Consider the following 14,877-nt stretch of genomic DNA (forward strand, 5'->3'; position numbering starts at 1 on the left):
GTCGACCCCCTCAATGACGGGGCTCGATGGCCCCAGAGTCTTGACACGCGTTCATGGATCAGAGCGGGCTCTCGACAGAGAGACCGGCCCGTAGGGCTTTAACGGTACCTGCTTCCGCGGCCATACGGTACGTCGCCCGCATCACCCGCCGCTCGGCACGACCGGCAAGGCGCCCCGTCCCCGCTGGTCAACTGCGATTTTAACCTGTCCTGTACGGCGACCCGCCGACGGGTGGTGAGGGATGTCTCCCCGACCACCCGTGGCGGGTCGCGCAAGGCCGTGTTTCCGGCCGACGAGGCCGAATGGCTCCGCCGGCCCGGGTGCCGGGTCAGGCGTGCCGCGCCTCCGCCATGCGCTGCTCGGCGATCCGGTCGGCGGCCGCGGCGGGCGGAATGCCGTCGGCCTTCGCACGAGCGAATATCGCCAGCGTGGTGTCGAAGATCTTGGCGGCCTTGACCTTGCAGCGGTCGAAGTCGAAGCCGTGCAGCTCGTCGGCCACCTGGATGACACCGCCGGCGTTCACGACGTAGTCGGGCGCGTAGAGGATGCCGCGGTCGGACAGGTCCTTCTCGACGCCCGGGTGCGCGAGCTGGTTGTTGGCCGCGCCGCACACCACCTTCGCAGTCAGCACCGGCACCGAGTCGTCACTGAGCGCACCGCCCAGTGCGCACGGCGCGTACACGTCCAGGCCCTCGGTGCGGATCAGCGCCTCGGTGTCCGCCACCGCGGTGACCTGCGGGTGATCGGCCAGGACCCGGTCCACCGACGCGCTGCGCACGTCCGTGATCACGACCTCGGCGCCGTCCTTGAGGAGGTGCTCGACGAGGAGGTGGCCCACCTTGCCGACGCCCGCGACACCGACCTTGCGGCCGCGCAGCGTCGGGTCGCCCCAGGCGTGCTGGGCCGAGGCGCGCATGCCCTGGAAGACGCCGTAGGCGGTCAGGACGGAGGAGTCGCCGGCGCCGCCGTTCTCCGGGGAGCGGCCGGTGGTCCACTTGTTCGTACGGGAGACGACGTCCATGTCGGCGACGTACGTACCGACGTCGCACGCGGTGACATAGCGGCCCCCGAGGGAGGCCACGAACCGGCCGTAGGCAAGCAGCAGTTCATCGGTCTTGATCAGATCGGGGTCACCGATGATCACGGCCTTACCGCCGCCGTGGTCCAGCCCGGCGAGGGCGTTCTTGTAGGACATACCGCGCGACAGATTCAGGGCATCCAGCACGGCCTCCTCTTCGGAGGCGTAGGCGTGGAAGCGGGTGCCGCCGAGGGCGGGCCCCAGGGCGGTGCTGTGGATGGCGATCACTGCCTTCAGGCCGCTGGCGCGGTCCTGGCAGAGAACGACCTGCTCATGGCCCCCCTGCTCCGTTCGGAACAGGGTGTGCAGAACGCCGCCGTCGGTGCCGGCGGGGGCCGGACGTACGTCAGTCACTGTGGTGACTCCCATAAGTCGCGAAGGACGCCCTCCTGCGGGTGGGGAGGGCCGGTTGAAAAGAGCGTAAGACCTGCGGGGCGGGTTGATCCGTCAGGTGCGGAGGATCACCCTCTCCCGGGGGACGGACGTGGGACGATCTGGTCGTATCGCAGGCCGGCCGGGGGCCCTTGGACACGTCTCCCGGCAGTGGACTTCCCTTTGGTGGACTTCCCTTTGGAGGAGCGGGCGTGGCCGTGGCGTCGTCGGTGAAGGTCCCGTACATGGCATATCTACGGGTCTACGAACCGCTGGCAGCGTTCCCCGAGCCGGAGCGCTCTTACTGGGCGCGCTATGCCAAGCGGGCGGACACCCCCACCGCCCAGGACGAGCAGCGCCGGGCGCTGGCCGATCTGCTGCCGACCCCGCCGGTGCCGGTGCCGGTCCACGAGAGCGCGGACGCGTTCGTCACCGTCGTCGACGAGGTGACCTGCGTCTGCCCGTGGCGCACCCGGCTGCGCGGCTGGCAGGCCCTGGAGGGTCTGGAGGAGCTGCTGCCGGCGGCGGTGCTGGACGCGGCGCTGCCTCCGGTGGTGCGCCGGCAGGCGGCCACCGACTACGAGCGGTGGCGGGAGCGCAATCCGGACGCCCGGCCCTGGATCCGGGGGGCGTCCTGGCACGTGCCGGTCCGCTGGTTCGTCCTCTTCGACGACGGCGAGCGGGAGTACACCAAGGGTGAGCGGTCGGCTGTGCTGCGTTACCGGACGCCGATGGTCCAGGCCAGGCGCCGGGTCGCGCGCGGGCTGCGGACGCTGCGGGACGCCCTGGAAGAGGGGCCGCTGATCGACGGCCTGGTAGATGTGGGGCGCTGGCTCGAGGAATTCCATCCGCGTTCGCTCGTGGAGCTGGATTACGGAGGGCTGGTGCACGCGGTGCCCGAGGGGCAGCTCGCCGAGGACCGTTCCGCCGCCGAAGTGGCGGAGGGGTTGGCGGCGCTGCGCGAGGGGGACGGCGAGCGGGCCGGGGTCGCGTACGAGAAGCTTTCTCAGCGGTGGCGGGCCGTGCGCGAACGCCAGTTCTCCAGCTGAGGGCCGAGAATGCCGGAGGTTCGTGGTGCGGAAGTGCCGTGTTCGCTTTTCGGTGGTTGGGCGGTAAGGGACGTAGGTCCTTAACCGGGCGATTGCCTCAAGCGTGACCTAAAGCACTGACTTCGGGTCTTGCTACCAAGGCGTACCCTCGTGCCAAAATAGGACAAGGAGCCCGACGTGGGCTCCTTCCGTCCAACTAAGGGCGGGTAGATCGGTATTGCGGTCCTTGAGGGGTCTGTGGCGACTGATCACGCTGTGACTGATCGTCACGGCCGTGTGACTGTCCGCTATGGCACGGTCCATCGGCATCCGCCGAGGTTGAACACCTGAGAGGGCAATTCCATCGGTTTGGCCGACGTGGCTGGACAGATGGTGTAGTTGTAGTGCCGAGGACAAGCCGTTCGTCCTATAACCGACTCGGCCCGCGTCCGCCATTTCGGGCAACGTGGGTCAAGGTGCAGAATTTAGAGGAAAGAACCGTGATGGTTCGGTTCTCCCGAGGAGGCCGCTCATGACCGCTCGCACCCCTGACGCCGAGCCGCTGCTGACCCCTGCCGAGGTTGCCACGATGTTCCGCGTGGACCCCAAGACGGTCACCCGTTGGGCCAAGGCAGGCAAGCTCACGTCCATCCGCACGCTCGGAGGACACCGGCGTTACCGCGAGGCTGAGGTCCGCGCACTGCTCGCGGGTATCCCGCAGCAGCGCAGCGAGGCCTGAACAACCGCATAACCAGGCCGTTTTCGGGGCCCCCAACCCGAAAACGCCTACTTCGCACCACATAGCTCGACCTGCTCCACCCACGCTCCACATAGCTCCATACGACGCGGTGTCTGCCCCAACAGGCCCCTCACCCGTTCCATCTGGGTACGTCATCGATCGCGCTGGACTCCGCCGGGTCCAGCGCGATCTTTTTGTGTGCGGCCGCTCCCGGGCCCGTCAGGGCGGCTGAGCCGGCGTGGCGCCAGAGTCGCCCATGGCGGCGCCCAGGGGCCCTTCAAGGGGTCTTGGAGGGCCTTTCCGCGCGGACCCTGCAGCCTGCTTTTGAATCCGTTCGAGGGTGGTGCAATTGCACATATTAAATTGACTCGTTGTAGGGAGGGTGTAAGTTCCCTGCTCCGTCAAACTTGTTCGGTGACACCCGTCACACGGCGAGTCGCTTGAAGCCGATACGTCCGCTGAGGTAGTGGACTTTCCCCGCCCTCGTTCAACAGCCTGCCACCGCGCGGGCGGTGGCGCAGGCGCCCTTGGTCACCGGGTCGCGGGACTTTCGTCCTCGGCCGCCGACGGCTCGGAGGCGGCCGGATACGGGGTGGGTGCGGCCGCGGGCGCCGGGCGCCCGGAGCGGGGCGCGTGCGGCTCCATGGCGAGCCGCAGCAGCTGGTGGCAGATGGGGCAGTGCCGCGTCAGATGGCGGTAGCCCGTGGCCGCGGACAGATGTGCCCTCAGCAGCGCCCTGGTCTCGTGCCGTACCGCAGTCGTCATCGCACATCCCTCCCCGGCCCCCACGCCTTCCCATGTGAGTACCGGCGGGGGCGCTCGCCGTCAATACAGCGGGCAGCAAAGCAGTCACGCTGTGCTGTGCCTGCTTTATGTGTTCTCGGCCGTTCCGTGGTGGGGGCGTCCCGCCCATGGCTTCCTCTCCGCCGCGCGGGCGTGGGAGACAGCGCCACGCGGCGGCGACGGGCCACCCCCGGCGGGACGGCCGAAAACAGCGGAGGCTGTGAACGAGAAGGAGAGTCGTGAACGTCGGAGAGCCGGGGACGCCGAAAGGTCGTGAACACCGGAAGGCCGTGAACGCCCGACGCCCGGGAACGCCCGGAGGCCGCAAAAACGAAGCGGCCCGCATCGCTGACGATGCGGGCCGATTGCGGTCCTGACGGGATTTGAACCCGCGGCCTCCACCTTGACAGGGTGGCGAGCACTCCAAACTGCTCCACAGGACCTTGCGTTTGCTTTCCGCTTGCGGCGGGCTGCGAAGCAAGACTGTACAGCAGGTCAGGGGGTGCGGTCGAACTCGATACCGGTGACCGCCCGCCGGTCAGGGCGCCGCGGCGTCCACCGCCTTCACGATGCGCTTGTCGGAGACCGGATACGCGGTCCCCAGGGCGTGCGCGAAGTAGCTCACCCGGAGTTCCTCGATCATCCAGCGGATCTCCAGGGCGGCGGCCGGCACCGGGCGGCCCGGCGGGAACTGCTCCAGCAGCCAGGCGTATTCGTCCTGCATCTCCTTCACCTTCGCCATCCGGGTGCGGTCCCGTTCGGCGTTGGTGGGCAGCTGCTGCAGCCGGCGGTCGGCGGCCACCAGATAGCGCATCAGGTCCGGCAGCCGCTTGGCGCCGTGCGCCGTCACGAATCCCGGCTTGATCAGCGCCGCCAGCTGCTCCTTGATGTCGGCGAGCGAGGGCAGCAGCGAGGGGAAGGTGGTGTCCTTCAGCCGGCGCTCGCACGCCTGCCAGGCGGCGAGCACCTCCTGGACCTGCTGGATCGTCTTCAGCGTGACGTCCACCAGGTCGGCCCGGACCGCGTCGAACAGCTTGCGGAAGGACTCCTCGTCCCACGCCGGGCCGCCCCGGGCCGCGATCAGGCGGTCGGCGGCGGCGGTCACGCAGTCCTCGAAGAGCGCCCCGATCGAGCCGTGGGGATTACGGGACAGTGCGAGCTTCTGCTGATTGCTCAGCTTGTCCTGGGCGAACTTGGCGGGGTTGCTGGGGATGTTGAGCAGGATGAGGCGGCGGGTGCCCGCCCACATCGCCGTCAGCTGCTCGGCCTCGGTGTCGAAGAGGCGCACGGCGACGCTGCTGCCCTCGTCCACCAGTGCCGGGTAGGCCTTCAGCGGCTGGCCGGCACGCCGGGTCTCGAAGGTGCGCGGCAGCGCGCCGATCGTCCAGGACGTCAGCCCCGTGCGCTGCTCCGGGCCGGCCGGGGCCGCCCCCTCGCCGGCGCGCCCCTTGCCGCCCTTGGCGGGCCGTTCGGCGGCCTGCTCGAAGGCCTTGGAGATCGCCGCGCGGGTCTTCGGCTTGAGCTTCAGCCGCAGCGCCTCCAGGTCCTTGGCCTCGGCGAGCTTGCGGCGCCGCTCGTCGACCACCCGGAAGGTGATCTTGAGGTGGTCGGGGATCCTGCTCGGGTCGAAGTCAGCGGCCTCGACGGGGACGCCCACCATCCGCTGCAGCCCGGCCGCCAGAGAGGTCGTCAGGGCGCCCTGCAGCGGCACCGTGGAGTCCAGGAAGCGGGCCGCGAAGTTCGGCGCCGGGACGTAGTTGCGCCTGATCGGCTTGGGCAGCGACCGGATCAGCTCGGTCACCAACTGCTCGCGCAGGCCCGGGATCTGCCAGTCGAAGCCTTCGGAGGAGACCTGGTTGAGCACTTGGAGCGGGATGTGGACGGTCACGCCGTCCGCGTCCGCGCCCGGCTCGAACTGGTAGGTGACCTTGAACTTCAGCTTTCCCTGCCGCCAGGAGTCCGGGTAGTCGTCCTTGGTGACGGCCTCGGCGGACTCGTTGATGAGCATCGACTGCTCGAAGTTGAGCAGCTCCGGCTCGTCCTGGCGCTTCTGCTTCCACCAGGAGTCGAAGTGCGCCCCGGAGACGACGTCCGCCGGGATGCGCTGGTCGTAGAAGTCGAAGAGCGTCTCGTCGTCCACGAGGATGTCGCGGCGCCGGGCGCGGTGCTCCAACTCCTCGACTTCGCCGAGCAGTTTGCGGTTGTCATGGAAGAACTGGTGATGGGTGCGCCAGTCGCCCTCGACCAGGGCGTTGCGGATGAACAGATCGCGCGAGGTCTCCGCGTCGATCCGGCCGTAGTTCACCTTGCGCTGGGTGACGATCGGGACGCCGTAGAGCGTGACCCGCTCGTACGCCATCACGGCGGCCATCTTCTGTTCCCAGTGCGGCTCGCTGTACGTGCGCTTGACCAGGTGCTGGGCGAGCGGTTCGACCCACTCGGGCTCGATCTTCGCGTTCACCCGCGCCCACAGGCGGGAGGTCTCGACCAGCTCCGCGGACATCACCCAGTGCGGTGGCTTCTTGAAGAGCGCGGAGCCGGGGAAGACCGCGAACTTGGCGCTGCGGGCGCCCAGGTACTCGTTCTTGCCGGTCCCCTCCTTGCCGCCCTCGGCCCCGGCGTTCTTCAGCCCGATGTGCGAAAGCAAACCCGCCAGCAGGGAGGTGTGGATGCGGTCCGGTGCCGCGTCCTCCTCGTTGAGGTGGATCCCCATGGTCTTGGCGACCGTACGCAGCTGGGAGTAGATGTCCTGCCACTCGCGTATCCGGAGGTAGTTCAGGAACTCGCTGCGGCACATCCGGCGGAACGCCGAGGAGGACAGCTCCTTCTGCTGCTCGCGGACGTAGCGCCAGAGGTTGAGGAAGGCGAGGAAGTCGGAGCTCTCGTCCTTGAAACGGGCGTGCTGCTGATCGGCCTGCTGCTGCTTGTCGGAGGGCCGCTCGCGCGGGTCCTGGATGGACAGCGCCGCCGCGATGACCATGACCTCGCGGACACAGCCGTTGCGGTCCGCCTCCAGCACCATCCGCGCCAGCCGCGGGTCCACCGGCAGCTGGGACAGGCTCCGGCCCAGCTGGGTCAGCCGCTTCCGGGGGTCCTTCTGCCTGGTGTCGAGCGCGCCCAGCTCGCTCAGCAGATCGACGCCGTCCTTGATGTTGCGGCGGTCGGGGGCGTCGATGAACGGGAACTTCTCGATGTCGCCCAGGCCGGCCGCGGTCATCTGCAGGATGACGGAGGCGAGGTTCGTACGGAGGATCTCCGCGTCGGTGAACTCGGGCCGTGCGAGGAAGTCGTCCTCGGAGTACAGACGGATGCAGATGCCGTCGCTCGTACGGCCGCAGCGGCCCTTGCGCTGATTGGCGCTGGCCTGCGAGATCGGCTCGATGGGCAGCCGCTGGACCTTGGTGCGGTAGCTGTAGCGGGAGATCCGGGCCATACCGGGGTCGATGACGTACCGGATGCCCGGGACGGTCAGCGAGGTCTCGGCGACGTTCGTGGCCAGCACGATCCGCCGGCCCGTATGCCGTTGGAAGACGCGGTGCTGCTCGGCGTGCGACAGCCGCGCGTACAGGGGGAGGACCTCGGTGCGGGGCAGCGCCTTCTTGTTGAGCGCGTCGGCGGTGTCGCGGATCTCCCGTTCGCCGGAGAGGAAGACCAGGATGTCGCCGGGACCGGCGGCCTGCAGCTCGTCCACGGCGTCGCAGATCGCCGTGATCTGGTCGCGGTCGGCGTCCTGGCCGCCCTCTTCCAGCAGCGGGCGGTAGCGGACCTCGACGGGGTACGTACGGCCGGAGACCTCGACGATGGGCGCGCCGGGCTTCTCGCCGTCGCCCGCGCCGTCGCCCGCGGCGGCGGCCACTGAGGCGAAGGAGCCGAAGTGCCGCGCGAACCGCTCCGGGTCGATGGTCGCGGAGGTGATCACGACCTTCAGGTCCGGGCGGCGGGGCAGCAGCTGCGACAGATAGCCGAGGATGAAGTCGATGTTGAGGCTGCGCTCGTGCGCCTCGTCGATGATGATCGTGTCGTACTGGCGCAGCTCGCGGTCCGTCTGGATCTCGGCGAGCAGGATGCCGTCCGTCATCAGCTTGACGAGGGTGTCGCCGCCGACCTGGTCGGTGAAGCGGACCTTCCAGCCGACCGCCTCGCCCAGCGGGGTCTTCAGCTCCTCGGCCACCCGCTCGGCGACCGTACGGGCCGCGATCCGCCGTGGCTGGGTGTGCCCGATCAGGCCGCGTACGCCCCGCCCCAGCTCCAGGCAGATCTTCGGGATCTGCGTCGTCTTGCCCGAGCCGGTCTCACCGGCGACGATCACGACCTGGTGATCGCGGATCGCGGCGAGGATCTCGTCCCTCTTCTGGCTGACCGGCAGCTCTTCGGGATACGTGATCTCCGGCACCGCGGCGCGGCGCTGGGCGATGCGCAGCTCCGCCTCGTCGATGCCGTCGGCAATCTCGGCGAGCACGGCGGCCCGGGCTTCGGGCTTACGGATCCGGCGTGCGCCGTCGAGCCGGCGCCCCAGCCGCTGCTGATCGCGCAGCATCAGCTCGGGCAGACGCTCGAGCAGGGAGGGCAGGGTGGGGGCAGCGCCGTCGGGCAGGGCGGAGGCAGGCTGACTGGACATACGACCCCCAGGATCTCACCTCACCGAATCGACTGGCGAACCATTTGCCGCGCGGCCGGATCGCGGGCGCCGGGGCCGCGTCGGGGCGGTCCGTCCGCGTGCCCGGTGATCATGGGCGGGCCCGGCCGCCGCACCGGTGGCAATCGGGTGGAACTCGCCCCCGCGTACCAGCGACGATGTCCGCATGGACAAAGGAATACGACGGATCGCCGGCGGTCTTCTGATGGTCGCCGGCATCGCCTTGGGCGCGTGGCTGGTCTTCGGTGCGCCGCACGACTGGGAGGGCACGGGAGAGCGGCTGCTGAAGTTGGCGATGGGCCTGGGATCCACGGGCGCCATCACCGGCGGCGCCCGGTTGATCTTCTGGCAGCCGGAGAGCGAGCTCGCCCGGTCCACCGGGGAAGCCGCCGCCGAGTAGGCACGAAGAAGGCCCCGATTCCAGGAATCGGGGCCTTCTCCCAATGGGTGTGGCTGGGGCCGGGGTCGAACCGGCGACCTATCGCTTTTCAGGCGATCGCTCGTACCAACTGAGCTACCCAGCCGCAGCGGTCCTGACGGGATTTGAACCCGCGGCCTCCACCTTGACAGGGTGGCGAGCACTCCAAACTGCTCCACAGGACCTTGCATTGCGCGAAAGCGGCCTGAGCCAGTCTCGCACACGGTTGTGCGTGCCCCCAACGGGATTCGAACCCGTGCTACCGCCTTGAAAGGGCGGCGTCCTGGGCCACTAGACGATGAGGGCTGGTGGCCACCTTGGCGTCGTTACCGGCGCCGTCGGGGACGTGAGAAGCATATGGGATGGGAGGACCGTTCGCCAAAACGGTTTACCCGGGGCCGGCGGAGGGGCTCCCGGCCGGGCCCGAAAGGCCGCCCGATCAGGGCCCGGAGGAGGGCGGGGAGACGCGCGGGGAGACGGGTCCGGAGGCGGGGCCGGACGGGTGAGGCGGGCGGCCCGTCGGCGGTGTGGCGCCGGGCTTGTTCTCGCGGGGGAGGTGGCGGCTGACCTCGGCCCGGGACAGGCCCAGCCCGCCGAGCGTGATCTCGTCCCACGCCTGCAGCAGCTTCGTCCTGCGGTCCAGATAGAGCACCGACGCCTCGACCGGAGCGGGCTTGTCGTTCTGCACCGCGCGCAGCCCGCCGCCGCCCGTCGACCCCTCCACCATCAGCCGGGTGCCCTGGGGCAGCGTGATGTTCTCGCGGTGGTGGACGTGGCCGGCCAGTGCCAGCGGGACCAGGCCGTCCGCCTCGGTCGCGGCGGCCGGGTTGTGGGCCAGCGCGATGTCGACCGGCGTACCGGCCAGCCGCTCGGTGCGCAGCGCGTCGGCGAGCCGGCCGCCGGCGGTGCGCTCCGCGGGGTCGCCGGCCGCCACCACGGAGCGGTCCGGGGTGAACTGCGGGTCGCCGACGCCCGCTATGCGCACCCCGGCGACCCGGGCGACCTTGCCGTCGTCCAGGACGGTGACGTGCTTCCGGCCGGCCAGGTACTTCTGCGTGGTGCGCGAGTCGTGGTTGCCGCGCACCCAGACGTACGGCGCGCCGAGGGTGGAGACGGGGTCCAGGAAGTGGTTCTCGGCGGCCGAGCCGTGGTCCATGGTGTCGCCGGTGTCGATGATCACGTTGATCCGGTACTGCTTCACCAGGGAGGCGATGATCCGCCAGCTGGCCGGGTTCAGGTGGATGTCGGAGACGTGCAGGACCCGCAGGGTGGTGGGGTCGGGCTGGTAGGCGGGCAGCGTCGAGGTGGCGTCGTACAGCTTGGTGACGTTGGTGACCAGACGTGCCAACTCCTTTTGGTAGACGTCGAATTCGCTGACGATGTTGCGGGCGTTGCCGACCACGGACGGGGCGGAGGAGAGCAGTCCGGAGAACTTCGGCTCCAGTACGGACTGGGGGTTCCAGGTCGCGTACGCGGTGCCCGCACTGGCGGCGAGCACGGTGAGCGCCAGACCGCCGGCGGCCAGGGCCCGGCGCGGGCGGCGGTAGACGGCCAGGCCCAGCGCGGTGGCGCCGGACACCACGGCGACGCAGGAGTGCAGCGCCAGCCCCATGGCGCCGCGGGTCACGTCGCGGGTGACCTCGGCCTGCAGGCCGGCGAACCGCTCGGGGTGGTCGACCAGCGCCTGGGAGCGGACCGGATCCAGCCGGTCGACGTCGACTTCGAGCCGTACCGGCGCGTGGTGGCTGCGCAGCTCCAGGTCGCCGAGCGGTGAGACGTTGATCCTGGTGCCGCCGGCCAGTGAGGGGCGCAGCGCCATGGTGGTGTCCATCGGGCCGACGGGGACGCGGAGGGCGCCGAGGACCAGCAGCCCCAGCCAGGCGCCGAGGACGGTGACGGCGGCCAGGCCGAGTGCGGAGTGCAGGGGGCGGTGCGGGGCGCCGTCGAGCCGGGTGTCCAGCGGCGGGAGCGGCGGTGCTTTCGGTATGCCGGGGTTCGGTGTCCGGGAGCGCGCAGCGCGGGCCATTGGTCCCGTATGCCCCGGGGCGGTGGTCGTTATGCCGGGGGCCGCGGCTCCGATTCCGGCGTGCCGGGCGGACGGGCCGCGGCCCGCGGTTGCCGGGCCCGGTAGCGGAGAATGGTGGTGTGCTGGAAATGACGCGCGAGGAGTTCGAGGAACTGGTCGCCGAGGCGCTGGACCGGATCCCGCCGGAGCTGACCCGGCTGATGGACAACGTGGCGGTCTTCGTCGAGGACGAGCCGCCGGCCGCCGACCCCGAGCTGCTCGGGCTGTACGAGGGGACTCCGCTGACCGACCGCGGGGAGTGGTACGCGGGCGTGCTGCCGGACCGGATCACGATCTACCGGGGGCCGACGATACGGATGTGCGCGACGCGCGAGGACGTGGTCGCGGAGACCGAGGTGACGGTCGTTCATGAGATCGCGCATCACTTCGGGATCGACGACGAGCGGCTGCACGCGCTGGGCTACGGCTGACGGGCGGCCGCGACGCGCCGGGCCGCGGGCGGGGCCGGATGCCCGGCCCAGGGGATCGGCCCGGCGGTACGCGTGTCCTCCGGCGGGGGGCGGGAGTTGGGCAAGGCGTCCTGCCGCCGTCCCAGCGCTCCGGATCCGGAGGTCCCGCCGTGCGCCCGAGCCCCTACCGCCGTCCGTCTTCGATGCCGCCCCCCGCCGCCGTCCCCCTTCCCGACCTCGATCCCGTTCCCGTCGTCCGCCCGGCACCGCCGCCGGCGGGCCGGGTGCGGGCCCGTGCCGCAGCCGCCGCCGTGGCCGTCTCCGCGCTGGCCGCGTCGCTGGCCGGTTGCATAAGCGTCAGCGACGCACCGCAGCCCAAGCCGTCCGGCGCCACCGCGCGGCCCGACGGGAAGGGCGCCAAGCCCGGCTCCGGCGGAGTGGCCGCGGACGACCCCGGCGACGGACCGCGGCGGCTGGGGCGCAACGGCGAGGCGCAGCCGGCCGGCGGTGACGACGAGGGGACCGAGCCCTCGGCCGATGCCGAGCCCACGCCGTCCGAGCCCGCCACGCCGTCGCGCACGGTGAAGCCGTCGGGCCCGGAGCCCGGTCCGGGACGCGACCACGACGGCCACGGCGGCCGCCCCACCGCCGACCCCTCGCCGTCCCGCTCCGAGCAGCCGTCCTCCCCGCCCGTCTCGACCCCGCCCAGTACGCCCACCGCGCCGGCGACCCCGCCGCCCAGCAGCCCCCCGCCCCCGCCGCCGAGTGCCCATGCCTCCGGGCCGTCGCCGGTCGCGCCGATGACGTCCCAGGGCGAGCTGGGTGCGGAGGAGGTGGCGCAAGGGGCGTAAGGGGCGTAGGGGCCCGTCAGGGAGGGGGTGGCGGGCGGTGGTCGGAAGGCCATTTGCCATCCGGGGGGCGGAGTGCGTATGGTGGTAGATCGTTTGATCCCATTTGCCCGGCGCCAGAAAAGAAGCGCGCCGCGTGGCGCGTTCTCTCCCTTGCCGTGGCTGACCGCATTGAGGCGGTCGTTGTGAAACACACGGAGTTTGGGCGCGTGCCGAGACTCCGGAAGGTTTCGCATTTCGCATGTCCATTTCCACTGAGCAGTCCGTCATGCCCGCGTTCGACGAGCACGACGAGCAGACGGCCCCCGAGGTGACCGAGTCCGACGCGTCGGCCGAGTCCGCCGCCGACGACGCCGACACCATCACCTTCGCCGACCTCGGACTGCCCGAGGGCGTCGTCCGCAAGCTGGCGCAGAACGGCGTCACCACCCCCTTCCCGATCCAGGCCGCGACCATCCCGGACGCCCTGGCCGGCAAGGACATCCTCGGCCGCGGCCGCACCGGCTCCGGCAAGACCCTCTCCTTCGGTCTGCCGACCCTGGCCCAGCTGGCCGACGGCCACACCGAGAAGAAGAAGCCGCGCGCCGTCATCCTCACCCCGACCCGTGAGCTGGCGATGCAGGTCGCGGACGCCCTCCAGCCCTACGGCGACGTCCTCGGCCTGAAGATGAAGGTCGTCTGCGGCGGTACGTCCATGGGCAACCAGATCTACGCCCTGGAGCGCGGCGTCGACATCCTCGTCGCCACCCCGGGCCGGCTGCGCGACATCATCAACCGCGGTGCCTGCTCCCTGGAGAACGTCCAGGTCGCCGTCCTCGACGAGGCCGACCAGATGTCCGACCTGGGCTTCCTGCCCGAGGTCACCGAGCTGCTGGACCAGGTGCCCGAGGGCGGACAGCGGATGCTGTTCTCCGCCACGATGGAGAACGAGATCTCCACGCTGGTCAAGCGCTACCTGACCAACCCGGTCAGCCACGAGGTCGACAGCGCCCAGGGCAACGTCACGACCATGACCCACCACGTCCTCGTCGTGAAGCCGAAGGACAAGGCGCCGGTCACCGCCGCGATCGCCGCCCGCAAGGGCCGCACCATCATCTTCGTCCGCACCCAGCTGGGCGCCGACCGCATCGCCGAGCAGCTCGTCGACGCCGGTGTGAAGGCGGACGCGCTGCACGGCGGCATGACGCAGGGCGCCCGCACCCGGGTCCTCGCGGACTTCAAGGACGGCTACGTCAACGCGCTGGTCGCCACCGACGTCGCCGCCCGCGGTATCCACGTCGACGGCATCGACCTGGTGCTGAACGTCGACCCGGCCGGCGACCACAAGGACTACCTGCACCGCTCCGGCCGTACGGCCCGCGCGGGCCAGTCCGGCACCGTCGTCTCCCTCTCCCTGCCGCACCAGCGCCGCCAGATCTTCCGCCTGATGGAGGACGCCGGTGTGGACGCCTCGCGCCACATCGTCGGCGGCTCCGGCGCCTTCGACGAGGACGTCGCCCGGATCACCGGCGCGCGTTCGCTCACCGAGGTCCAGGCCGACGGTGCCAACAACTCCGCCAAGCAGGCCGAGCGCGAGGTGGCCGAGCTCACCCGTGAGCTGGAGCGTCTGCAGCGGCGCGCCACCGAGCTGCGCGAGGAGGCCGACCGGCTGACCGCGCGGGCCGCCCGCGAGCGGGGCGAGGACCCGGCCGAGGCGCTGGCCGCCGCCGCCGAGACCGCCGAGGCCGAGGCCGCCGCCGCGGCCGCGGTGCCGGCCCAGGCCGCCGCGCCGGACGAGCGCCGTCCGGCCGCCGACCGTCGTGACGAGCGGGGCAACTTCGAGCGCCGGGACCGTCGGGACGACCGTGGTGGCCGTTCCTTCGACCGGGACCGTCGTGACGACCGTTCCGGTGGTCGTTCCTTCGACCGTGACCGTCGTGACGACCGTGGCGGCTTCAACCGCGACCGTCGTGACGAGCGGGGCAACTTCGAGCGCCGGGACCGTCGCGACGACCGCTCCGGTGGGCGTTCCTTCGACCGTGACCGTCGTGACGACCGCGGTGGCTTCAACCGCGACCGCCGGGACGACCGCGGTGGCTTCGGCCGCGACCGCAGGGACGACCGTGGCGGCCGTTCCTTCGACCGTGACCGTCGTGACGACCGCGGCGGCTTCAACCGCGACCGCGGCGAGCGCCCCAGCCGTCCGTTCAACCGCGACGACCGCTCCGGTGGCCGCCCGTCCTCCGGTGGCTACCGCTCCGGTGGCGGCGACCGTCCGTTCAACCGTGACGACCGTGGCGGCCGTCCGTCCTCCGGTGGTCACCGCTCCGGTGGTGACCGCCCCTACGGCCGCCGCGACGACCACCGCGGCGCCACGACCGGCTCCTTCGGCCGCCGCGAGGACAAGCCGCGCTGGAAGCGCAACGGCTGATCTTCCGCGTTGACCGGCAGGGCGGCGTCCCGCGCCGGCCCGCCGCGCCGCACCAGGGCCCGTACGCACGCAAGTGCCGTACGGGCCCTG

At 70.9% G+C, this 14,877-nt stretch carries 10 protein-coding genes and 4 tRNA genes; 6 read left to right on the top strand and 8 right to left on the bottom strand.

Annotated elements, in window-relative coordinates; genetic code table 11:
* Nucleotides 1-328 precede the first annotated feature (328 nt).
* The gene (locus ACFWZH_RS32370; protein ID WP_384439419.1) at nt 329-1,447 is read right to left on the bottom strand and encodes a Leu/Phe/Val dehydrogenase; all 1,119 of its coding nucleotides are present in this window, start codon (nt 1,445-1,447) and stop codon (nt 329-331) included.
* A gap of 215 nt (nt 1,448-1,662) precedes the next feature.
* Here ACFWZH_RS32370 and ACFWZH_RS32375 point away from each other — a divergent pair, with 215 nt between their 5' ends.
* Together ACFWZH_RS32375 and bldC are read left to right on the top strand one after the other, a co-directional pair.
* Nucleotides 1,663-2,499, top strand: coding sequence for a hypothetical protein (locus ACFWZH_RS32375; RefSeq protein ID WP_384439423.1), 837 nt, complete (start codon nt 1,663-1,665; stop codon nt 2,497-2,499).
* A gap of 511 nt (nt 2,500-3,010) precedes the next feature.
* Nucleotides 3,011-3,217: a developmental transcriptional regulator BldC gene (gene bldC / locus ACFWZH_RS32380; protein WP_003949541.1), complete on the top strand. Its 207-nt coding sequence runs from the start codon at nt 3,011-3,013 to the stop codon at nt 3,215-3,217.
* 531 nt (nt 3,218-3,748) lie between these two features.
* On the opposite strand, the gene ACFWZH_RS32385 is transcribed toward bldC, so the two are convergent.
* The 3 genes from ACFWZH_RS32385 to hrpA form a co-directional block, all read right to left on the bottom strand.
* Entirely contained in the window at nt 3,749-3,982 is a 234-nt protein-coding gene (locus ACFWZH_RS32385; protein WP_384439426.1) for a DUF6274 family protein, read from the bottom strand.
* 386 nt (nt 3,983-4,368) lie between these two features.
* Nucleotides 4,369-4,443: transfer RNA gene (locus ACFWZH_RS32390), tRNA-Asp, on the bottom strand.
* A gap of 95 nt (nt 4,444-4,538) precedes the next feature.
* Nucleotides 4,539-8,618 carry an ATP-dependent RNA helicase HrpA gene (hrpA, locus tag ACFWZH_RS32395; RefSeq protein ID WP_384439429.1) on the bottom strand — a complete coding sequence of 1,360 codons (4,080 nt, stop codon included), beginning with the start codon at nt 8,616-8,618 and terminating at the stop codon, nt 4,539-4,541.
* A 184-nt stretch (nt 8,619-8,802) separates the two neighbouring features.
* Between hrpA and ACFWZH_RS32400 the strand changes: the two genes are divergently transcribed.
* Nucleotides 8,803-9,036, top strand: coding sequence for a hypothetical protein (locus tag ACFWZH_RS32400; protein WP_384439432.1), 234 nt, complete (start codon nt 8,803-8,805; stop codon nt 9,034-9,036).
* 50 nt (nt 9,037-9,086) lie between these two features.
* Here the strand turns inward: ACFWZH_RS32400 and ACFWZH_RS32405 are convergent.
* The 4 genes from ACFWZH_RS32405 to ACFWZH_RS32420 all read right to left on the bottom strand — a co-directional run bounded on the left by ACFWZH_RS32405 (nt 9,087) and on the right by ACFWZH_RS32420 (nt 11,080).
* A tRNA-Phe gene (locus tag ACFWZH_RS32405) sits at nt 9,087-9,160 on the bottom strand.
* Nucleotides 9,161-9,164: 4 nt separating this feature from the next.
* Nucleotides 9,165-9,239, bottom strand: a tRNA-Asp gene (locus ACFWZH_RS32410).
* A gap of 48 nt (nt 9,240-9,287) precedes the next feature.
* Nucleotides 9,288-9,360, bottom strand: a tRNA-Glu gene (locus ACFWZH_RS32415).
* 133 nt (nt 9,361-9,493) lie between these two features.
* On the bottom strand, nt 9,494-11,080 hold the full coding sequence (locus ACFWZH_RS32420; protein WP_384439435.1) for a metallophosphoesterase: 1,587 nt from the start codon (nt 11,078-11,080) through the stop codon (nt 9,494-9,496).
* A 119-nt stretch (nt 11,081-11,199) separates the two neighbouring features.
* Here ACFWZH_RS32420 and ACFWZH_RS32425 point away from each other — a divergent pair, with 119 nt between their 5' ends.
* The 3 genes from ACFWZH_RS32425 (at nt 11,200) to ACFWZH_RS32435 (ending at nt 14,787) form a co-directional block, all read left to right on the top strand.
* On the top strand, nt 11,200-11,550 hold the full coding sequence (locus ACFWZH_RS32425) for a metallopeptidase family protein (RefSeq protein WP_384439437.1): 351 nt from the start codon (nt 11,200-11,202) through the stop codon (nt 11,548-11,550).
* A gap of 182 nt (nt 11,551-11,732) precedes the next feature.
* Nucleotides 11,733-12,380 carry a hypothetical protein gene (locus ACFWZH_RS32430; protein ID WP_384439440.1) on the top strand — a complete coding sequence of 216 codons (648 nt, stop codon included), beginning with the start codon at nt 11,733-11,735 and terminating at the stop codon, nt 12,378-12,380.
* A gap of 238 nt (nt 12,381-12,618) precedes the next feature.
* A complete protein-coding gene (locus ACFWZH_RS32435) occupies nt 12,619-14,787 on the top strand; it encodes a DEAD/DEAH box helicase (protein ID WP_384439442.1) in 2,169 nt (722 codons plus the stop codon).
* Nucleotides 14,788-14,877 lie beyond the last annotated feature (90 nt).

Origin of the sequence: Streptomyces sp. NPDC059008, from assembly GCF_042749045.1 — a bacterium.
Lineage (GTDB): Bacteria > Actinomycetota > Actinomycetes > Streptomycetales > Streptomycetaceae > Streptomyces.